General features: G+C 49.5%; 18 protein-coding genes. 7 read left to right on the top strand and 11 right to left on the bottom strand.

Annotated elements, in window-relative coordinates; all coding sequences use genetic code 11:
• Positions 1–97: 97 nt before the first annotated feature.
• On the top strand, positions 98–1,009 hold the full coding sequence (locus tag DESLBE_RS13775; protein ID WP_018214305.1) for a LysR substrate-binding domain-containing protein: 912 nt from the start codon (positions 98–100) through the stop codon (positions 1,007–1,009).
• A 202-nt stretch (positions 1,010–1,211) separates the two neighbouring features.
• Here the strand turns inward: DESLBE_RS13775 and ligD are convergent, their stop codons facing one another.
• The gene (ligD, locus tag DESLBE_RS13780) at positions 1,212–3,668 is read right to left on the bottom strand and encodes a DNA ligase D (RefSeq protein ID WP_018307100.1); all 2,457 of its coding nucleotides are present in this window, start codon (positions 3,666–3,668) and stop codon (positions 1,212–1,214) included.
• A gap of 240 nt (positions 3,669–3,908) precedes the next feature.
• On the opposite strand from ligD, the gene DESLBE_RS13785 reads away from it, so the two are divergent.
• Complete coding sequence (locus DESLBE_RS13785; protein WP_144677331.1) at positions 3,909–4,751, top strand: GGDEF domain-containing protein; 843 nt, start codon at positions 3,909–3,911, stop codon at positions 4,749–4,751.
• A gap of 652 nt (positions 4,752–5,403) precedes the next feature.
• Here DESLBE_RS13785 and DESLBE_RS13790 read toward each other — a convergent pair.
• Together DESLBE_RS13790 and DESLBE_RS13795 are read right to left on the bottom strand one after the other, a co-directional pair.
• A complete protein-coding gene (locus DESLBE_RS13790; RefSeq protein ID WP_005809858.1) occupies positions 5,404–5,754 on the bottom strand; it encodes a hypothetical protein in 351 nt (116 codons plus the stop codon).
• A gap of 237 nt (positions 5,755–5,991) precedes the next feature.
• Positions 5,992–6,234 (bottom strand): hypothetical protein, encoded by a 243-nt coding sequence (locus DESLBE_RS13795; RefSeq protein ID WP_005809862.1) that lies wholly within the window; start codon positions 6,232–6,234, stop codon positions 5,992–5,994.
• Positions 6,235–6,432: 198 nt separating this feature from the next.
• On the opposite strand from DESLBE_RS13795, the gene DESLBE_RS13800 reads away from it, so the two are divergent.
• The 4 genes from DESLBE_RS13800 (at position 6,433) to DESLBE_RS13815 (ending at position 10,161) form a co-directional block, all read left to right on the top strand.
• A complete protein-coding gene (locus tag DESLBE_RS13800; protein ID WP_005809864.1) occupies positions 6,433–6,924 on the top strand; it encodes an RNA polymerase sigma factor in 492 nt (163 codons plus the stop codon).
• A complete protein-coding gene (locus DESLBE_RS13805; protein WP_144677333.1) occupies positions 6,911–8,203 on the top strand; it encodes a hypothetical protein in 1,293 nt (430 codons plus the stop codon). The genes DESLBE_RS13800 and DESLBE_RS13805 overlap by 14 nt, the downstream gene beginning before the upstream one ends.
• Before the next feature lie 351 nt (positions 8,204–8,554).
• Positions 8,555–9,895, top strand: coding sequence for a hemolysin family protein (locus DESLBE_RS13810; RefSeq protein ID WP_144677335.1), 1,341 nt, complete (start codon positions 8,555–8,557; stop codon positions 9,893–9,895).
• Positions 9,896–9,966: 71 nt separating this feature from the next.
• Positions 9,967–10,161: a hypothetical protein gene (locus DESLBE_RS13815; protein ID WP_144677337.1), complete on the top strand. Its 195-nt coding sequence runs from the start codon at positions 9,967–9,969 to the stop codon at positions 10,159–10,161.
• A gap of 40 nt (positions 10,162–10,201) precedes the next feature.
• Here DESLBE_RS13815 and DESLBE_RS13820 read toward each other — a convergent pair whose 3' ends face one another.
• The 7 genes from DESLBE_RS13820 to folE all read right to left on the bottom strand — a co-directional run bounded on the left by DESLBE_RS13820 (position 10,202) and on the right by folE (position 17,748).
• Positions 10,202–11,563, bottom strand: a complete 1,362-nt coding sequence (locus tag DESLBE_RS13820; RefSeq protein ID WP_144678656.1) for a VWA domain-containing protein — start codon at positions 11,561–11,563, stop codon at positions 10,202–10,204.
• The gene (locus DESLBE_RS13825) at positions 11,544–12,491 is read right to left on the bottom strand and encodes a MoxR family ATPase (protein WP_020502646.1); all 948 of its coding nucleotides are present in this window, start codon (positions 12,489–12,491) and stop codon (positions 11,544–11,546) included. Before DESLBE_RS13825 ends, DESLBE_RS13820 begins: the two co-directional genes overlap by 20 nt.
• Positions 12,492–12,723: 232 nt before the next feature.
• Entirely contained in the window at positions 12,724–13,569 is an 846-nt protein-coding gene (locus DESLBE_RS13830) for a bifunctional 5,10-methylenetetrahydrofolate dehydrogenase/5,10-methenyltetrahydrofolate cyclohydrolase (protein WP_144677339.1), read from the bottom strand.
• Positions 13,566–14,204, bottom strand: coding sequence for a cyclodeaminase/cyclohydrolase family protein (locus tag DESLBE_RS13835; protein ID WP_015942840.1), 639 nt, complete (start codon positions 14,202–14,204; stop codon positions 13,566–13,568). Before DESLBE_RS13835 ends, DESLBE_RS13830 begins: the two co-directional genes overlap by 4 nt.
• Positions 14,205–14,525: 321 nt before the next feature.
• Positions 14,526–16,202, bottom strand: coding sequence for a formate--tetrahydrofolate ligase (locus DESLBE_RS13840; protein ID WP_144677341.1), 1,677 nt, complete (start codon positions 16,200–16,202; stop codon positions 14,526–14,528).
• 33 nt (positions 16,203–16,235) lie between these two features.
• Positions 16,236–17,141 carry a formate/nitrite transporter family protein gene (locus DESLBE_RS13845; RefSeq protein WP_144677343.1) on the bottom strand — a complete coding sequence of 302 codons (906 nt, stop codon included), beginning with the start codon at positions 17,139–17,141 and terminating at the stop codon, positions 16,236–16,238.
• A gap of 40 nt (positions 17,142–17,181) precedes the next feature.
• Positions 17,182–17,748, bottom strand: coding sequence for a GTP cyclohydrolase I FolE (folE, locus tag DESLBE_RS13850; protein WP_011459178.1), 567 nt, complete (start codon positions 17,746–17,748; stop codon positions 17,182–17,184).
• 286 nt (positions 17,749–18,034) lie between these two features.
• On the opposite strand from folE, the gene DESLBE_RS13855 reads away from it, so the two are divergent.
• Positions 18,035–19,576 carry a helix-turn-helix domain-containing protein gene (locus tag DESLBE_RS13855; protein WP_144677345.1) on the top strand — a complete coding sequence of 514 codons (1,542 nt, stop codon included), beginning with the start codon at positions 18,035–18,037 and terminating at the stop codon, positions 19,574–19,576.
• Positions 19,577–19,764: 188 nt separating this feature from the next.
• Here the strand turns inward: DESLBE_RS13855 and DESLBE_RS13860 are convergent, their stop codons facing one another.
• On the bottom strand, positions 19,765–20,322 hold the full coding sequence (locus DESLBE_RS13860) for a 4Fe-4S dicluster domain-containing protein (RefSeq protein ID WP_144677347.1): 558 nt from the start codon (positions 20,320–20,322) through the stop codon (positions 19,765–19,767).
• Between the last annotated feature and the right edge of the window lie 9 nt (positions 20,323–20,331).

Below are 20,331 nucleotides of genomic sequence, written 5' to 3' on the forward strand. Positions count from 1 at the left end.
AATATTGGCGGCTTCAGTATATCAACTTTACAAGCCCCGAAAAAGCAGCTATAATTTTCACAAGGTGCAAGCAATTGCTTGCGTTTGGAGGGCTGAGATGGATATTTCAAAGCTAAAGGCCTTTTTGGTTTGCTGTGAGGAAATGAATTATACCAAAGCCGCGGTCCGCCTTTTCATATCCCGTCAGGCACTGCGTCAGACGATCCAATCTCTGGAGACCGAGCTTGGTACGACGCTTTTCAGTAATTTGCGCAACCGCCTTTCCCTGACTGCATCAGGAGAAACGGTGCGAAACTATGCGGAAGAGCTGACACGCACCTATGAATCCATGCTCATGGAGGTGGGTGCCGTTCAGGGAAAGACCCTGCGGCTTGGGATTTCCTGCTCCCTTCTGCCGTTCTTCAGTCCGGAGCTGCCCGGCTATCTGGAAGAGTTCGGAACCGCTCACCCGGAACTGCCGCTGGAGTTGTTATCCCTGACGACGGATCAGACGATTGAAAAGGTACTGTCCGGAGAGCTGACCGCCGCCATTCTGGTCATGATGGACTGGGACATTCCCGGAATCGCAGCCGATACCATCTGCAGGTTCCCCTTCGGCGTGACCTTCGCCGAAACCCACCGTTTTTCCCGAAAAAAACAGATCGGCATCGAGGATCTGGCCGGTGAAAAATGCGTCGTCTGGGGTTCTCCGGAACTGATTATGAGGCCGCTGTATGAGGAATTGCAGAAGGCAGGCGTTCAGATCAGCGTCGAAGTCATTCCTTCGGCCAAAACAGCCTTTTACCTTATGGAAAACGAAAACCGCCTGATGTTTGAATACACCTATCCCAATACAAAGCAGCTTCAGGTCGAACGGAACAGCCCCCTTGCCGGCAGCGCCTTTTCATGGAGCCTGATGTTGATCCATAAATCACAAGAAAGTATCCTGCCCCTCACCCTGCTGAAGGATTTTCTTATTGCCAAATATGACTATATCACTATTTCCCGCAACATTATTCCTGTGTCTTAGAGGAACAACCATATAGGATGTACCTCATGGGTACCCAATAAAAGAACGCCGGCCTCTGCCGACGTTTTTTATTGAGTCATTAAGCTATGTTCTGCTTAGATTGTGGTATAAGCCGGTTGAGCAAACTATCTTCCCTATTTCTTTGGCCATCGATCACAGCAAGAACGCAAACCTTGTTTTCTTCAAGTTTATAGATAATCCCTCACTGAAGCCGCTGCTGATTCCGGAAAAAACCTTCCCAGGGATCACTGTCCTGGATCCTGCGCAGGGCTTCCGCCATATCCACACCGTCGGGAGCCACTGTATCCAGCTCCTCCCAAGTGATGGGCATGGATACCTTGGCTCCCCTTCTTGCTCTCAGGGAATAGGGGGCAATGCTGGTGGCTCCCCGGCCGTTGCGAATCCAGTCGATGAAGATCCTGTTGGTGCGCTTGGCCTTGCGCACATTGCTTGTGTAACGATCCGGCCATTTCTGCTCCATGACCTGGGCGACGCCTTGGGCGAAATCATGAAAGACTCCCCAGGAAACGGCGGGTTTTAAGGGGACCACCACATGGTACCCTTTGCCCCCGCTGGTCTTGAGATAGGAGTTCAGGGAAAGCTCGGCAAGGATGGTTTTCAGATCCCGCACACCCTGGCGCACCGTACCCAGCTCCATTCCCTCGTCGGGGTCCAGATCAAAGACCATCAGATCAGGCTTCTCCAGCTCATCAACACGGCTCCCCCAGATGTGAAATTCCAGAGTGCCCATTTGGGCTTCGGCGATCAGCCCGGAAGGGTTCTCAATATAGAAGTAGTCCTCTGTTGTTCCGTCACTGGTGAGAATGGGAATAGTGACAACTCCCTGACTGCCGGGGCCGGGATGCTTCTTATAAAAGCAGGTCTGGGCTACCCCTTTGGGACAGCGGACAATGCTGAGAATCCGGCGGCTTACATAGGGCAGCATGCGCTCTGCCACCTTGGCGTAATACCGGATCATATCCACTTTGGTGATTTCAGGATCGGTGAAGATCACCTTGTCCGGACTGCTGATCTTGATTCCTTCGATAATCATGCTGTTGGTATTGATTTTCATGAGGCTCTTCCTTTCAGGGGCAGGTGGCTGAAGCTGCAGTTCCCCATCATCTTTTTCCTCATCCGCCCTCTCCCTCCTGATCTCCCTGGGGTTCTTATCCGCCCGCAAGCCTTTGAAGCTGGCCTGCCTCAATAGATTCTCTTCGGTCCAATCGGCAAACTTAACCTCCACCACCAGTTCAGGTTCCACCCAGGTGATCCGTTCATTGGCTCTGGGCTTAGGAGCAGGTTTAAAGGGCGCCGAACTTCTCCTGATGTCCTTAAATTTCTCTTCAAGTTCCTCCATGTCGCTTTCCTTCAGGCCGGTACCGGCCCGGCCGGCATAGACCAATTCCCGGCCTTCGTAAATACCCAGGAGAAGGGAGCTGATCCCACTGATTCTTTTCTGGGAAAGAGTATAGCCGACGATGATGAATTCCTGCCTTTGATCACATTTCAGCTTGATCCAGTCGCCGTTCCTGGTTCCGCTGTAAAGGGCATCGGCTTTTTTGCCGATAATCCCCTCCATGCCTGCTTCACAAGCCGCCCGGAAACTTTCTTCGCCCTTTCCCCTCACATGCCGGCTGTAGTGAAGGTTTGGGGGAGCATTCTCCAGCAAGGCCGCCAGGGTTTCCTTCCTGTGGATCAGGGGGTGTCCCCGCAAGTCGGCTCCATCCAGGGCCAGGAGATCAAAGAGGATATAGGTCAGGTTTTTGGTCCGGGGATTTTTCAAATAGTTCTGCAAAGCCTGAAAGTCCGTCTTGCCCTCCGGATCCGTAATGGCCATTTCCCCATCCAGAATCATGGCCCTTCCCTCAGCCCAATCAGCGAGGGAAGAGGCCACATCCTGGAACCGCTCTGTATAATCATGGCCGTTCCTGGTCATAAGCCGGACCCTGTGCCCTTCAAGATAGGCCACGATCCGATAGCCATCATACTTCAATTCATAAAGCCAGCCCTCACCCTCGGGAAGGTGACGGACTAATTTGGCAAGCTGCACTTCCGTACTGCTGAAGGGGTTCCGGGTGAATTTTTCCTCCTCCCCTTCTTCAATTTCCGTCATGGTGCGTCCGGTCCTGATGCTGGTGGTAAATTGGGAAATTCCGTCGGCTGTTTGCACATAGTCGTCTTTTTCTTTAAGCAACAACCAGTTATCCTTCTTGTCCCCGGCTTTCCCTTTCATCCGTACCAGAGCCCACCTGCCTTTAAGCCTTCTGCCCTTCAGTACAAACTTCAGCATACCTTCATGGAGTCCCCCATCCACATCCACATAAGGTTCCCAGAAGCCTTCATCCCAGAGCATGACCACACCGCCCCCGTATTCCCCTTTGGGAATGGTCCCCTCAAAATGCCTGTATTCCAAAGGATGATCCTCCACCTGTACAGCCAGTCTCTTATCCCGGGTATTGTAGGAAGGCCCCTTGGGCACTGCCCAGCTTAACATGGCTCCATCCCATTCCAGACGAAGATCGTAGTGATCTCTGCGGGCCAGATGGTGCTGCACTACAAACCTCAGCCCCGCCTGGGGCATTTCTGTGATCCCCTCCGGCTCCAAGGTTCTGGTGAAATTCCTTTTTTGGTTGTACTGATTGAGTTTTGACCTCATATAATCACGCCGGTTCCTTCTTTTTGGTTAATATTCTGTAAGGTGTCACTGAGTACTATTGTTTCCCGCTGCAGGATAAGTATGTCCTCTCCGGGAATGGCCCGGCAGGCATTCCGGCAGATTCTTTTCTTGACACTTCACATCATTTTGATAAGCTTTAATTATTCCGAGCCAGGGTGCTGCTTTCAGCCCGTGCAAACCATATTCAGCTATGCTAAATTCTAAACCAGGGGGGCTTTTATGACTTACAATTCCATTCCAACTGAGATTATCGATACTATCCTTGCGGAATTAAAAATCGGTTTAACTCTTGTCGACAATACGGGAAAAATTATTTATTTCAATCAGTTGGCCGGTGAATTGCTTGGCTGGGACAATAAGCTCCCCGAAAACACTATTCTCTCCTGTCACAAAAAAGAAAACCAGCCCAAAGTGATTGAGAAGCTCAATCAGCCTGCCGCTATGGAATGGCACAAAGTGATTAAAACTCAAAACAGGTTTATTGAGAACGCCTATTCCCCGATCAACATACCGGATAAATTTATGGGGGCAATGATTCTTACCAAGGATGTGACGGCGAGAGAAGAAAGCTTAGAAAAATTAAAGAAAAATGCCGAAACGGATGCCCTCACAGGGCTATATAACCGCAATCTCTTTCATACGGTTATTCAGAGCTATATTACGGAGTCCAAGCCTTACGGGCTGATTATGCTTGACATTAGCGGTTTGAAGTATATCAATGACCATTTTGGCCATGAAGAAGGGGATCGAATCCTCAAGGAAGCTGCTGAGGCTATTCGAAGCAGCATCAGAGATACTGATTTCGCCTTCCGCTTTGGCGGCGATGAGTTTCTGATTCTTACCTCTTATCAGGAAGCCGTTCTCAAAACCATCGCCAACAGAATAAGGAGCAAAAATAAGATTCCGACCGAGAATACTCCCGCGGTATTAAACTTAAGCTTAGGTTATGCCACTTCTTTGGAAGAAAAGAATATGGAGGCTGTTTTGTCCTCAGCCGACCAACGAATGTACCGGGACAAGCAGCTGTTTTATCTGGGTGACGGAAAATACTTTAAACAATAATCAGCGGCTCCTTTCCCTTTCTCAGGGCATATGTATCAAGGGATTTATGCCTTCTTAATGGTGAACAAATAAAAAATCAACATACCCCCAAGGGGTATGTTGATTTTGTTTAATTAAGTCTTTATAATAGTCTTATCAGGATAAACATCCAAAAAATCCAAGGGTAAAATATAAACCAGCTGAACAAAATACGAATAAGGAGAGTGATTAAAATGCAAATTTCTGAAAAAGCAGCCGAAAAGCTAAAGGAAATCATTGCCACTCAGGATAATCCCGACCACACTCTGCTGAGAGTTGCTTTCAGGGGCTTTGGCTGAGGAGGCCCGCAATTAAGTTTAACTCTGGATGAGTTAACTCACGAAGACGATATCTCCATTGAATCCCAGGGAATTACCGTTGTCTACGATGCTAATCTGGAACAGTATGTTTCCGATTCAGTCATCGACTATTCGGATAGCTCCCTGAACCGGGGCTTCTCAATCAAATCAGAAGGACTGTCTTCCTGTTAGTCAGGTTAGCCCAGGTCCGCTAAGAAAAGGAGCATATCATCACAGCTGTAGGCTCAGGGCGCTGGAGGTTAAGTATATTTATACTGAAACCTCTGTTTTTTTGCCGATCAGGGTTAGGTCCATTGCACAATCACTGCTGCAGGCTAAATCACAGCTACAGGCTCAAAATCCGTAAGCTTGCAGACCTCTTTAAAATAGATCAACAGAATAAACATATCCCGCGGCTCCTCAAACTCGTCCACATGCTCGAGTTTGATTTGTTTCCCTGCAAAGAAGGTCTTAAGGTCCAGGTCCTTGTTCTCTTCCTGCTCAATCAGGAGATTGTATTCGTCGACCAGCTTCTGCAGTTTGACCTGGTTTTCATCATTGACCTCGACATCCGGAAAACGATAATTCTTAGAGTTCTCCCCAAAGCAAATCATCTCCTTGAGGGTTGATTCCGCTTCCGCTGCAGCCTCTTCTTCAGGTCTTAGCATAATATATCTCTTTGCCATCCTTCGCTCCTTTCCGGAAGTTTTCCACGTTCTAAGACTCCACGTTCTGGACTATCTTTTCGATAGCCGGGTTGAATTCATACTACTATGGATTCGCGGCCATTCCGGCAGTTCCCTTCTTATTGATTTTGGAAAAGGCCGCCCCAAATAAAAAACCTTATTCACCGAGTCTAAGCTCTTTGAATAAGGTTTTCCTTTGTGTCATCTGAAAGTACAGGTTTTCTTGTTCAGTCCGCCTTAGAGACAATCAGCACATTCCAGGCATTCTGTGTATGGATTCTGCAATTTGGGCTTTCCTTTTTTAGTTATAGCATTATAGATAGCCCCAATCAGTGAAAAGGATCTCATATTTTCCTCCGCACAATCATATAGGCACAGGAGTTCGGATCTTGGATGCATTTCATCCATAATTTGAGCATAGGTCTTACCTTCTTGCATTCCGGCAAGGATCGTGTTGATTTCTTCTTTAGTATAATACATATGGCCATCCCCCTCTTAACTCTTCTGTCTGGATCATCGAGTTTTATCTTGATTAAAGTATAACCCGGGACAGGAGGATAAGTACAATCTGAATGGCAAATGAATCGAATCGGGTTTCTTTATCCATTATTTTTCTTTAAAGAAGGATCTGCAGCCTTTTTCCCGTCTAAAGCGTATATAGGATAGGAGGTGAAGGACATGGCCTATAAGTCTGCCCGGCCGGAAGACTTTGAGGTGTTCGTAACAACACATGAAAACAGACTTTACCGCACAGCGCTGGCGATTACGGGGAATATCCCCGATGCTGAGGACATCGTCCAGGAAGTGTTTCTGCGGGCTTATGAGAAGGCTCCCCAATTTGAATCGGCGGAGCATGCAAAGGCATGGCTGATCCGGGTCACCGTAAACTTAGGCAAAAGCCGTCTGCGCTCACCCTGGCACAAGCGAAGGGAGCCCTTTCTCGATTCTTATCCTGCTTCAGAGCCCAAGCAGTATGAATTGCTGGAGCAGATCATGGCCTTACCTTCCAAATACCGTACGGTCATCCATTTGTTCTATTATGAGGATTATTCCATTAAGGATATTTCCGAGCTGACCGGGCAAAAGGAAGCAACTGTGAGAAGCCTTCTGACCCGTGCCCGGCAGAAGCTCAAGCTTTCTATAAAGGAGGACGATTATGAAAGCTTATAAGGAATATATGAATAACATAGACGTTTCGGACGCTTTGCACCAAAAGCTTATGTCCTGCACAGAGGCAGGCATGGGCACGGGCAAGGCCCGGACCCAATACCGGGCACCCCTGCTCCGGCGTTATAGGGCAGCCTTTGCTTGTCTGGCTCTGATCCTGCTCGGTGTTTTTATGCTGCTCCGCTTCATGGAGCATCCCCTGGCGCTGATGCCAGGTAATCCAGGGATTTCCCAGTCTGTTGATCCATCCATCAAATACCCCTTGGTTTTTAATAAAGCAGCCCGCCTTGCTGCAGCCGATATGGCAATTCCCGGTCATTTTTGGCAGGAGCTGACCGCTGACGAGCTTCGTGCTGTTTTCCCGGGTCTGGCAGACATGCGGAGGATCACGGCCACCGCAAATTTCTCAAGTGAGCAAAATGTGGCCGCCTTATTCAATATCGATGCCCATATGCTGTCCCCATCCGGACTGGAGACCTATCTCCAGCTTGCTCCCGGCCAGGTGCAGATTGACTATGCCTTTGATGTGGAGACCAAAACTTCGGATCCGCTTGGCACAGAGGTTACCGCAGGCTATTTTGAGACCCGGCCCAACAGCCGGGGGCTGAAGAACATCATCTACTTTGCCGCTTTCCAACTGGCAGACCTGGCCTACTATGTGGAGCTGGGCGGCCCGGAAGCTGAAAAGGAAGCTCTTCAGGCTGAAATCTCAGAGCTGGTTGGCCGTCTGATTGAGGGCGGAAGGGCCGATCTTACCGTATTCCATCCCGTCATACCTGAGCTGCGGGAGGAGGGGCTCACTCTCGGGGAAGCCCGGGCCGATGCTGATTTCGGTGCTTATCTGCCCACAGACCTCCCTGAAGGGTTTGCTTTTGAGGATGCTCTGCGCTCTATCAATCAGAACCAGGATGCTCTCTTTGTCAACTGGACAAAGAGCATGGGCTATATCAATTGGCGGGTTTCCCTGCTGGAGGATAAGGACCAAGAGCGGATCACCCCGATTGACCATAAAGAGAATTACGACCTATGCCTCTATCCCCTTCCCCGGGCTGATTCAGTCCCTGGAGAATTACAGGACATCGTGGATAATCCCATCTTCCTCATAGATGAACTGACACTGGATGCGGTACGGGCCAGGACTTATGAGATTGCCGATGCCGGGGATGAGCCGGGTCAGCGGATGAGCTTCAGCGTATTATATGGAGATGTCCTGGTGGAAATCGGTGTTAAAGGCGCTGCGCCGGAAAGGATATTCGAGATTCTGCAGGGGATTAAGCAATAAGATCCTTTTTGACATGGTTTGCCGATAAAAGAACCGCAAAAGGGATTGACAGATAATGAACCCTCTAATATCATTAATAATGAAAAGGAGTGACATTACCTTGGACGATCCTGACTCTGAATCGGAGCCGCCTGATCCTCGATGGGATAAATTAGGCCTGCTTAGTAAACAGGTCTATGCAAGGATATTACACAATGATATGGGCAATTTTACATTGTCCTTATTGTTGTGTATTTTTTTACGGCTATAACAAAGGATGTCAGTCCAATAAAGCGTTTCTGCCACTAAGGCATCCCTTGGCAGCAGCATAACTATTATCACGATAAAGCAGAATTTTGGGAGGGTATTATTTTGTCGGACAGTCCTTTATTTTGGTTATTTTTACTTCAACTTATTTTTATCTTCTTTAATGCGATTTTTGCCTGTGCGGAAATTGCCGTAATTACCATGAACGATAACAAACTGGCCAAACTGTCCGCTGCCGGTGACAAGCGGGCCTTGCGTCTCACCAAGCTGACTGAACAGCCGGCGGGTTTTCTGGCCACGATTCAGGTTGGCATTACTTTGGTCAATCTTCTGAGCAGTGCCGTGGCTACGGAAAACTTTTCCGACCGCCTGGTGGCCTGGTTTGCCGGGATGGGCTTTAATATTCCTGCAGCCGTCATCAGCATCCTGTCTGTGGCTATCATTACAGTTTTGCTCACCTATTTCACCGTACTCCTGGGCGAACTGATTCCCAAACGCCTGGCTATGAAAAAAGCTGAACAGATTGCCCTGGGCATGTCCGGGCTTATTTATACGGTTTCAAGAATATTTACCCCTGCGGTGTGGCTTTTCACGGTATCCACCAACGGTTTATTGCGGCTCTTCGGGGTTGATCCCAACAGCGAGGATGAAGAAAACGCGGAAGAAGAAATCCGCATGATCCTGGATGCCGGCAAGCAAAAAGGAACCATTCAGCCTGACGAGCAGAATATGATTCAGAACATCTTTGAATTTGACGATATTTCCGCCGGGGAGCTCATGACCCATCGGACGGAAGTTGCTCTCCTGTGGCTTGATGAAACCGATGAACAATGGCAGCAAACCATCAATGAAAGCAGGCATTCCATCTACCCTATCTGCTCGGATAGCCCTGACAACATCCTCGGCGTTTTGTATGCCAAAGATTACTTCAGACTGAAAAACAAAGCCCGTGACGAAGTGATGAAAAACGCCGTACAGTCGGCTTATTTCGTCCCGGAATCCGTACGGGCGGATGTTCTTTTCCGCAATATGAAAAAATCCCGAAACCACTTTGCGGTAGTGGTGGATGAATACGGCGGCATGAGCGGCATCATCACTATGAATGATTTGCTGGAACACCTGGTAGGTGACCTGGATGATGACATTTCCATGCCTGCGGAGTCTCCGCTGATTGAGCGTATTGATTCCAAAACCTGGCGCATTCAGGGCTCTGCACCACTGGACGAAGTGACAAAGCAGCTGGGTGTATTGCTTCCTGATGAAGATTACGACACCTTCGGGGGCATGGTCTTCGGGCTATTGGGCTCCATCCCCGGGGACGGCAGCACCCCGGAGCTTGAGGAATACGGGCTGGCCATCAAGATTATAAAAGTCAAAGACCGCCGGCTGGAAAGCGCGTTGGTCTGCTTGTCAGGGGCTGAATCTCCAGACACGGCAGGCGGGTGATAATCTCCGGATACCGGCAGGGAATGAGAATTTAAATTTCATATACAAGGATACTTGATAAGGAGAGAGGAATGAAAAGATATATATCCAAAATTGTCTTGACCGCGTCATTGCTGTCCTTTCTAGTTGCTGTGATTCAGGCCCTGATCAGCCGGTTCGGCGGTTCCTTAGGGAAGGATCTGTACTTTATTTTGCTGATTGCCGCCATCGGTGTCTTGTTTTTAGGTCTCTACAGAATCATTGACCTATTGGAAGCCCGCCGATAGGTTCCGGGAGTTAACATTCGTGAAGCAACGGGGATTCAGCTTACAAGGAAAGTAAAAACTGCTCCAGCTGTTGGATATTGCAGCAGGGCCAGGCCCCGGTGCAATTCTCTTCGTATTTTTCCATCAGACAGTCGGCGGCGCCCCAGAGATTCCGGCTCAAGGGATTGAGCCAGTAGAGGGCGGCCGCCGACTCTTTGATCTGGGCCAGAGCCTCATGCCCTTCCGGCTTATAGCCATTGTTCTTGCCGTCTCCCAGGATAATCACCGTGGTTTTCCTGCTGAGCTGGGTTAAATGCTCCGCGGCAAACTGCTGGAGGACTTTGCCGTAATGGGAATAGCCGGTAAGGTTGAAGCCTTTAAGCCTTTTCATGCTGTGCAGGGCATCGCTCCAATCCTGCCCCTGAAAATGCTCCGTGACCTCCAGCAGTGCATCCACAAACAAAAAGGTACGGATATGGGCATAACGGCTCTGGGTAGCGTAAACAAACAGCAGCATAAAATAGCTGAAGGGGCTGACGGAATTGGACATATCGCAGAGGAGCCAGAGATCGGGTTTAGCCGGTTTGCGGCGCACCCGTACCGGCGCCAGGGGGATGCCGCCGGTTTGCAGGGCCCGCCGGACGGTCCTGCTCAGAGCTATGGTTCCTTTACCCGCGACCTGGCGCCGCCGGCCCGGACGGACAGCCAATCTGCGGCCAAGCTTTTGAATTTCCCGGAACATAGGCTCAATTTGCCTCTCTTCCCCGGCCAGAAAATCGATGGTGCGGGGATTGTGCTTTTTCAGTTCGTCCAGCAGAACCTGCCCGCTCATAGTTTGAATCATCTGCAGTTCAATCTGATCCTGCAGGAGACAGTTCCATTCGCCGAGAGTCTCCCAGGCCTGGGCGTACTCCTCTTCCTCCAGTTCCCCCCGGCGGCGGGATTCTTCCACTCTCCGCCGGACTTCCCCCCAGCCGCTGCATTCACGGAAAAACTCCAAAGCCCGTTCTTCGTCTTCCCAATGAGGCTCAAGCCTGATGTTCAATCCTTGGAGCACGGCATAAATCAGGCCGATATTTTTCTTCAGCACCGCCTCGGCCAGCAGTTCCACCGGCGCTCCCCGGCCGCTGCTGCCCAGACCTTCCCCGGTGACCTCGGTGACCTGACGGCGGGAAAGCAGTTGGAGATGGTCGTTGCTGAGCTCCGGGTCCGGTCCATAGTAAAGCTCGGTCAGCCAGAGCACAAATTCCGCCCCCCAGGGAGTTTTGATCATGGTGGTGTTCACCAGCTGATAAAAGGCATACTTGCTGATTTTTGTTCCCAGCCGGTTCAACCCCTGCAGGCAGTCCTCAAGCTCCGGGGTGCCCACATGGATCCCCGCTCTCCGGAGCAGCCGGGCCATATCAAGCAGTAAATATTCCATCAAACCAGTCCTTCTGGTTTATTTTTTCTCTGATTTTCTCCTGGTCTTCCTTATATTTAAGCAGCAGGCCCAGGGTATTGAGGGCCAGGGGAGGGGACAGCTCCCGGGCTCCCATTTGGTTAAGGATGTTGACCCAGTCCAGCACCTCACTGATGCTGGGATGTTTTTTCAGCCGTTCCAGCCTGATTTTGCGGATCAAAATGACCGCCTGCCGGCCCAGAGTTTCCTGCAGCTCCGGAAAATTCAGACGCAGAATGTCCAGCTCCCGCTGCTCACCGGGATAGTCCAGATATAAATACAGGCAGCGCCGCCGTAGGGCATGGCTTAAGTTGCGGGTATTATTGCTGGTGAGCAGGACGGATGGGATGCTGGCCGCGCTGATCGTGCCCGTTTCCGGAATGGAAACCTGCCAGTCTGAGAGGATTTCCAGGAGAAAACTTTCAAATTCCTCGTCGCTTTTATCCACTTCATCGATGAGCAGAACCACCGGTTGGGGACTGCGGATAGCTTTCAGCAAAGGTCTGCTCAATAAGAATTCTTCCGAATAGATGGTTTTGCTGTTAACTGCCCAGGCATTATCTTCCGGACTCTGCTGACCTGAGTCCTGAGGATATGCCCCCTGAAAAGGTTTATCCTGAATGCCCTGCAGCCGGGTATTCTGAGATTGAATATAAAGCAGCTGCTTCTGGTAATTCCATTCATACAAAGCTTTGGCTTCATCGATCCCCTCATAGCATTGCAGGCGGATCAGGGGCCGCTGCCAATAACGGCTCCAGGCTTTGGCCAGTTCGGTTTTTCCGGCACCGGCCGGCCCCTCGATCAAAAGGGGCTTGTTCAGCAGCAGGGAGCACTGCATAGCCATGAGGGTATTGTCATCGGCTATATAACCCTGTTCTTTCAGACCTTGCCGCAGCTCATCAGAATCCATTGTTTCCCCTCCTTTTTCTTCAGTTCGCTCCTGACTCTTGTCTATTTTCTCCATCCAGGAAGGCAACTCCTGTACACTCTCGTGAAAACCCTGGTGAAAACCCAGGCAGATAAAATTACCAGCCTGCAGCTGAAGGCGCCTAGTAAAAAGAGAGCTTGCCGCAAGCATGCTCCCTTTTTACAAACACGATTATGTTTTCTCTGCATCCTCACAGGCCAGCCCCGGATTAAGATCATTGGCTTTTACAGGCTCTCACTAAATTATTTAAGAGAATGGTGGTGGTAACCGAGCCGACTCCCCCAGGTACAGGAGTGATGGCTTTGACCTTGTCCACTACCGCATCATAGTCCACATCGCCGCAAATTTTGCCGTCACCGGCATCATTGATGCCCACATCGATGACGATGCTGTTTTCCGCAACATAGTTGTCATCGATCATTCTGGCTCTGCCCATGGCCGCAATGACGATATCCGCGTTTTTAGCAACTTCCGGCAGGTTCCTGGTCCGGGAATGGCAGATGGTCACGGTGGCATTGTCCTGGAGCAGCATCATGCTCAGAGGCTTGCCAACCACTAAGCTTCTTCCCATCACTACGGCATTGGCGCCTTTCAGCTCAATGTCATAATGGCGCAGAATTGCCATGACGGCGGCCGGTGTGCAGGGCAAAAGGCCGCTCATATCCCCTTCAAAGACCTTCTCCAGATTGAGAGGGCTCATGCAGTCAATGTCTTTGTCCGCTGAAATGAGGTGCTTAATGACTTCTTCATCCAATTGTGGGGGCAGAGGCCGGAAAAGCATGATCCCATGCACAGAAGGGTCATCATTGACCTGAGTCATAACGGCAGTAAATTCTTCCATGCTGATATTCAGATCGAGGGGGTAGGTCTTGGTGGCGATTCCTACAGTTTCACAATTCTTAATGATATTATTCTCGTAGTAAACATCATCGGGGCGGCTGCCCACCCGGATAATTCCCAGCGTCGGCGCTTTTCCTTCAGCTTGCAAGGCCGCAACTTCCTGACGGAGGTTCTCCTTCATGGCCTGAACCACCGGCTTGGCATTAAGAATTTGGGTCACGATGATTTACCTCCCGTAATTGAATTCTGAACTTCAGCAAAAATCCGGTCGGCCTTGGCTGTATAGACTGTACAGAGATCGGCCAGTTCGGTCTCGATTCTGTGCTTGAACTCCTGATCCTTCATGATCTGGGTATTGATCAGAACATTGAGTTTGGCCCCTTCCAAGGCCGCCTTCAGGAAGGCCACACCCACTCCCACATCACTGATGGCGATCCGGGTGCCTTTCTGGGCGAATTCCTCCTGCAGGTCGATCCCCTCCGCACAGCAGCGGGCGATCTCCAGAGGAACCAGGGTGGCATTGACCAGGGCTTTCTGCAGTGTTTCCTCTTTCCGCTGAATTTCCTCTTCGGTGTTTTTAGGCATGCCATAAGCCTGAGATAGGGGATAAAAGGCTGCGGCATCTTCCGCCACCAGAGACTGGAATCTGGCGATGACTTTTTCGCTTTTTTCTATTAAAATCTTAACCTCTGCTTCAACATCAGCGTATTTTTTCTTACCCACGGTCAGATTCCCGACCATTACACCCAGGGCCATGCCCATGGAACCCACATAGGCCGAGGCTCCGCCGCCTCCCGGTATAGGTTCTTTTGATGAAAGGGCCGCTACAAAGTCTTTAGCGCTTGACTCAAGCATCCTGTTCATCTCCTCTCTCTAAAAATTGGTCTCATCCGCACAGTTTATCTCTTTAGCTCTACCCTTTTCAATTTATCTGTAGTTAACTCTACCCTTGTCACCTATCTTTATTTAACTCTACTCTTTTCACCTATTTTATTATCTCTACCCTTTTCACTTATCTTTATTTATCTCTATCCTTTTCTCCCGGATTTTTTATATTATCCGCACCCTTTTACCAAGCTTTATAAAAACCCTCTCCCTATAACCCTGGGAACTGAGATGACAGCATTCACCGCCATCTCAGCCCAATTTGACAATGAAGCACTCCCTGGGTGCCGATCAGAATAAACCGGAAATCCTGCCTGTGTTGTCCACATCAATGCTTTCGGCAGCCGGAACCTTGGGCAGGCCGGGCATGGTCATGATATCCCCGGTCAGGGCCACAGCAAAACCGGCCCCTGCCGATACTTTGACACTGCGGATGGATATTCTGAAACCGGTGGGGCGTCCCAGCTTTTTCTGATCATCGGACAGAGAGTACTGGGTTTTGGCCATGCAAACCGGAATATTGCGGTAGCCGATGCTTTCGATGCCCTCGATATCCTTGGTGCTGGAACCGATAAAGTCCACACCGTCGGCACCGTAGATTTTGGTGGCAATGGCTGTGATCTTTTCTTTAAGCCCCAGATCGATGTCATAAGCAAAGGTGAAGTTCTTGGGGCTGTCCATGAGCTTAAGAACCTCTTCAGCCAATTCGACACCGCCGGCTCCCCCCTTTTCCCATACTTCGGAAAGGGCCACATTGACACCCAGCTTTTTGCATTCCTCTTCGACCAGCTGGACCTCGGCCAGGGTATCGGTTGGAAAACGGTTAATGGCTACCACGGCGGGAAGTCCGAAGTTAACCGTAATGTTCTCCACATGTTTGAGCAGATTGGGGAGTCCTTCCTTGAGGGCTGCCAGATTTTCCTGATTCAGATCGGCTTTGGCAACGCCTCCATGGGATTTAAGAGCGCGGACGGTAGCCACGATGACCACAGCATCCGGTTCCAGACCGCTTAAGCGGCATTTGATATCGAGGAATTTCTCAGCGCCCAGGTCGGCGCCGAAACCTGCTTCCGTGACCACATAATCCCCGAGCTTTAAGGCCATCTTAGTGGCCATAACACTGTTGCAGCCATGGGCAATATTGGCGAAAGGTCCGCCATGGATGAAGGAGGGGGTATGCTCCAGGGTTTGCACCAGATTGGGCTTTAAAGCATCTTTGAGCAGGGCCGCCACGGCTCCCTGAGCCTTCAGCTGACCGGCGGTGACCGGTTCCCCGCTCCGGCTATAGCCGACGATGATTCTCTCCACTCTTTGCTTCAGATCGTCCAGGTCACTGGAAAGGCAGAGAATGGCCATAATCTCCGAGGCCACGGTAATATCGAAACCGTCTTCCCGGGGCATGCCGTTGGCTTTGCCCCCCAGGCCGTCATTGATATATCTGAGCTGACGATCGTTCATGTCCATGCATCGTTTCCAGGTGATGCGCCTTACATCGATGTCCAGGGCATTTCCCTGATAGATATGGTTGTCCAGCAATGCGGCGATTAAGTTGTTGGCGGCACCGATGGCATGAAGATCCCCTGTGAAATGAAGGTTAATATCTTCCATGGGAACCACTTGGGCATAGCCGCCGCCGGCCGCTCCGCCTTTAACTCCAAATACAGGTCCCAGGGAGGGTTCGCGCAAAGCGATAACGACTTTCTTGCCCAAATGAGTAAGGGCGTCCCCCAGACCAACGGTGGTGGTTGTTTTCCCTTCACCGGCCGGTGTGGGGTTAATGGCGGTCACTAAGATCAGCTTGCCGTCGGGGGTATCCCCTCTTTCCTTCAGGAGATTGTAGTCGATTTTAGCTTTGTACTTTCCATAGGATTCTACATACTCTTCGGCGATGTTCAGTTTTTCAGCGATCTCTGCCACAGGCAGCATGGTGGATTCCTGAGCGATTTCGATATCACTTTTGAAAGCCATGTTGTTTTTCCTCCCCTTATTGTTTAGATCTGTTTATTTTGATTTTGCCCAAGCGTTATCTAATTTTCCCGGCATAAGGCGGTCTGTTTTTTCCGCGGCTGCCGGCCTCCCTTTGTACAGGGTACCCAGCCAATAGAATACACCGACAAAAAGACTGCCCCCGATAATATTGCCCAAGGTTACCGGAATAAGATTATTGACTATAAAGCTTTCCCAATTGAGATGAGCCAGCTTGGCCGCCGTGACACCCAAAGCCTCGGCCTGCTCTACCCAGACGGGATTCATTTTGGCTATGATTCCTGCGGGAATATAGTACATATTGGCGATGCTGTGCTCAAAGCCGGAGGTGATAAAGAGCATAATCGGGAAAAATATGGCCAGCACCTTTCCCGCGATATCTTTGGCCGCAGCTGCCATCCAGACCGCCAGACAAACCAGCCAATTGCACATAATCCCCATTAAGAGAGCCTGGCTGAAGGTTAACCCGGTCTTGTAGACGGCGGTTTTGATGGTGAATCCGCCGAGAAGTCCTCCGGAAAAGTCCAATTGGCCGGAATAGATAATAAACATAACGATGGTCAGGGCGCCTATAAAATTGCCCAGATAGACGATGACCCAATTTCTTAGCATATCGAGCCAGCGGACTTTCTTTTCAATACAGGAAATGACGATCAGGGTATTGCCTGTGAACAGCTCTGCACCGGTAATAACCACCATCATAAGACCTGTCCCGAAGATGATCCCGGCCAGCAGCTTGCCTAAACCAACGGAATCCAAGGTGTGAATGGCAACATTTGAGCCTTCTGAGGCAAAAGCGATCAAGGCGCCGGCCAGTATTCCCAGTATAAACAGTTTGTAGGCCGGAGTGCTTGCTTTCTTTTGGCCGATTGCTACATATTCTTCTGTTATTTCTTTGGGACTCAGATACATATTAGCCATCCTTTTTGCTCCTTCCTGCGCAAGATCATGCAAGCCTTCCCTAGGTTTTAATCAAGGATAAGAATTCCGCTCTGGTTTTGGCACTTTTCCTGAACAGGCCCCGCACTGCGGAAGTCACGGTTTTGGAGCCTGGTTTTTTGATGCCCCGCATACTCATGCATAAATGCTCAGCTTCTACAACCACGGCCACTCCCTGGGGATTTAACTTTTTCATAATGACATCGGCAATTTCCCGGGTTAAGCGCTCCTGAAGCTGTGGACGCCTGGCGATACTTTCCACCACTCTGGCCAGTTTGCTGAGTCCGGTGACTTTGCCGCCGGCAGGAATATAAGCGACGTGAGCCTTGCCGATAAAAGGAACCAGGTGATGTTCACACGTCGAATAAAAAGGAATATCCTTTACCACGATCATTTCTTCATGTTCTTCTGTAAATACACATTCCAAATAAACTCCCGCATCTTCTGCCAACCCGCTGAAAATCTCAGCATACATCCTGGCTACTCGGTCAGGCGTATCCTTAAGCCCTTCCCGCTCAGGGTCTTCTCCGATTGCTTCTAAAATCATGAGTACTGCTTCCCTGATTTTTGCTTGTTCTATCAACTGCATAACCTCAAATCCTGTCGTCATACCTGAATGTGTCATCCTGTCTTCCAATTCAGAATAGCATTTTTCACCGAATGCGTCATTGTTCATAACTGACAGTATTTTTTATAGTTTTTTGATATTTTTGGACAAGTCAGACAGTTCCAATTTTTTTAACTCTTACTTCTGATGGAGAAAGATGCTTATCTATTTGGAATCTTCTTTAAAAAAGATATATAATGACTCTATCCGGTCTTTTTGAGCAATGTGCTGTAAATCGTTCAGCCGACCTGGCGGGAGGGGGAGTAAATTGAATATCAATATGCATATTCTTTTGGACGAACTAAGAGAGCTGAACCCCAAATCTTATCTCCATGATGCCATTGACCTCACCATCCGCTCCATGGCAGGTTTTGACAAAACATCCGACGGCTTTTTAAAGGACACATTGTATTTAGCCGCCACAACTGCCTTGGCCGCCTGGGAAGGAAAATTGCAGGATGTGAATCTGATCGCCACCGGTGCTTTTGATCTTGATTTTGCCCAACGCAACCGGTGCAATATCATTTGTTTCGATGATTCCCTGACACCTGTCGAGATTGCCGGCCATATCTTCAGAATTCAAAAGAAATATGATGATTGGAACAATGCCCTGCTCTCAGCACTGATAGCCAAGAAACCCACGAAACACCTCTTCGCCATTGCCCTGGAAGAGATTCATAATCCCATGATGTTGCTCGGCCCCCTCAATACACTGATCCTGGCCGCCGGCGACATCCCGGCAAGCTGTACCGATACCCTTTGGCGGGAACTGCTGAATGAGGGTTATCTTTCCTATGAACATCCTTTATACAGTGAGCTTCTTAAAATAGCAGAAAAGAAACCTTCTGAGCAGCCTTTTATCGTTAAATTTCCTATGCATGATTACACTTATCTTATCGCCAATCTGTTTCAATCGGGAAAACGCTGCGGGGCTCTGCATCTGCTTGAAGTCAATCAACCTTTTTCCTTGGGGCAGATAACCCTTGTGGCCCATTTCCGCAGTATTCTTGAACAGGCTATTAAAACTATTCCGGATCTCCAGATTCTCTCCTCCAATGCCAACGGCTTTGTTTATCAGCTGCTGAATCACATCTATGTCAAAGAAAGCATTATCATCAATTCCCTCCAAGCTAAAGGGTGGAAGGTGTTTGATGAATTTCTTTGCTTAAATTTAATGCAGAATAAGATGCAGAGGGATGATACTTTATTGAATATTATTGTCCAGGAGCTGTCCAGAGTTTTCCCTGCCGCTATCATTCTGAATTACAAAGACGGGGTGGTCATGATCCTGCGTCATGCTGATTTTCCCTTTGACCGGGAAGATTTGCGGGCCAGGCTGGCCTCTTTCGTCAAGAAGTTTTTCTTAACCATCGGGGTCAGTTCGGTCTTCTATGATTTCAAAAACCTGAAAAGACATTATGATGAATGCAGTCTGGCTATCAAATATGGTCTGGCTCAGGATCCTACTCTGGCCCTTCATTTCTTTGATGATCATGTCTTCCGGCACCTCAGCCGGTTCATCTTCGTTGAGAATGGCAAGAACCAATTTATCCATACCAAGGTTGAGCTGCTCCATCATTACGATCTAAAAAATAACACGGAGCTGGTTAAAACCCTGCTCACTTATTTTCAGTTCGGACAAAGTAAATCCCTGGCCGCCGAAAAGATGCACCTCCATCGGAACACCCTGACCTACCGGCTGAACAGCATCAACAATCTCGTAGGCATTGACTGCAGCAGCCGGAATCTGCAGGAGGAGGAAATCTTTCACATCATGCTGTCCTGCAAATTCCTTGAATATATACCGTAAATTTGCATCCTTGACAACACCTTGTACATTTTGTTACAATATGAATAAGTTAATTAAAGAAGTCTGTGTTCATCAACCCCAAGCAAAGCCTTTTGTAAATATCTACAAAAAAAGCCCGGTTCTTTGTAATTTTCTACAAAGACTGGGCTTTTGTTTTGGCCTCTGATTCCTGGGGTTATTCCATTATGCTAAAGAATTTTTGTTCCTCTGGGCGGGTAATAAAAAGTGGAGGGTTTTGTTAAACGCAACGTCGGCAAAGGAGCCGTCAGGCGCAGAATCCTGTCCGTCGGATTGCCCTGAATTTCTCTGAGCTGCAGGGCTCCGGTGACACAGGCCTGCACGCAGTAGGGGGCATTCCCTTTATCCAGCCGCTCATGGCAAAGCTGACACTTGCCGGCTTTGCCTGTCTGGGGATTAATTTGGGGAGCGCCGAAAGGGCAGGAGGCCACACAGGATTTGCAGGAACCGCATTTGTCCGGAAAATGAAGGACGATACCGTCCCGCCGCTTGGCATAGGCTCCGTAGGGACAGACCCGCAGGCATTCAGGATTGGCGCAGTGATTGCAGGCTGTGGAGAGAAAAAAGCGGGAAATCTGACCCCGGTCATCATCCACATCTTCCACCTGCCGCAATTTCCGCCAGGTCAGGGAAGGAGGCAGGCGGTTATGGTTGGCGCAGGCTTTGATGCACGCTCCGCACCCCAGACATCGGTTCACATCCAAAAAGAAACCCAATTGTTTGGCCATGTTTTCCCT

Source organism: Desulfitobacterium sp. LBE, assembly GCF_007830365.1.
GTDB lineage: Bacteria > Bacillota > Desulfitobacteriia > Desulfitobacteriales > Desulfitobacteriaceae > Desulfitobacterium > Desulfitobacterium hafniense.

Coding starts and splice junctions, on each gene's coding strand:
- DESLBE_RS13775 (WP_018214305.1), top strand. CDS start 98: ATGGATATTTCAAAGCTAAAGGCCTTTTTGGTTTGCTGTGAGGAAATG.
- ligD (WP_018307100.1), bottom strand. CDS start 3,668: ATGAGGTCAAAACTCAATCAGTACAACCAAAAAAGGAATTTCACCAGA.
- DESLBE_RS13785 (WP_144677331.1), top strand. CDS start 3,909: ATGACTTACAATTCCATTCCAACTGAGATTATCGATACTATCCTTGCG.
- DESLBE_RS13790 (WP_005809858.1), bottom strand. CDS start 5,754: ATGGCAAAGAGATATATTATGCTAAGACCTGAAGAAGAGGCTGCAGCG.
- DESLBE_RS13795 (WP_005809862.1), bottom strand. CDS start 6,234: ATGTATTATACTAAAGAAGAAATCAACACGATCCTTGCCGGAATGCAA.
- DESLBE_RS13800 (WP_005809864.1), top strand. CDS start 6,433: ATGGCCTATAAGTCTGCCCGGCCGGAAGACTTTGAGGTGTTCGTAACA.
- DESLBE_RS13805 (WP_144677333.1), top strand. CDS start 6,911: ATGAAAGCTTATAAGGAATATATGAATAACATAGACGTTTCGGACGCT.
- DESLBE_RS13815 (WP_144677337.1), top strand. CDS start 9,967: ATGAAAAGATATATATCCAAAATTGTCTTGACCGCGTCATTGCTGTCC.
- DESLBE_RS13820 (WP_144678656.1), bottom strand. CDS start 11,563: ATGGAATATTTACTGCTTGATATGGCCCGGCTGCTCCGGAGAGCGGGG.
- DESLBE_RS13825 (WP_020502646.1), bottom strand. CDS start 12,491: ATGGATTCTGATGAGCTGCGGCAAGGTCTGAAAGAACAGGGTTATATA.
- DESLBE_RS13835 (WP_015942840.1), bottom strand. CDS start 14,204: ATGCTTGAGTCAAGCGCTAAAGACTTTGTAGCGGCCCTTTCATCAAAA.
- DESLBE_RS13840 (WP_144677341.1), bottom strand. CDS start 16,202: ATGGCTTTCAAAAGTGATATCGAAATCGCTCAGGAATCCACCATGCTG.
- DESLBE_RS13845 (WP_144677343.1), bottom strand. CDS start 17,141: ATGGCTAATATGTATCTGAGTCCCAAAGAAATAACAGAAGAATATGTA.
- folE (WP_011459178.1), bottom strand. CDS start 17,748: ATGCAGTTGATAGAACAAGCAAAAATCAGGGAAGCAGTACTCATGATT.
- DESLBE_RS13860 (WP_144677347.1), bottom strand. CDS start 20,322: ATGGCCAAACAATTGGGTTTCTTTTTGGATGTGAACCGATGTCTGGGG.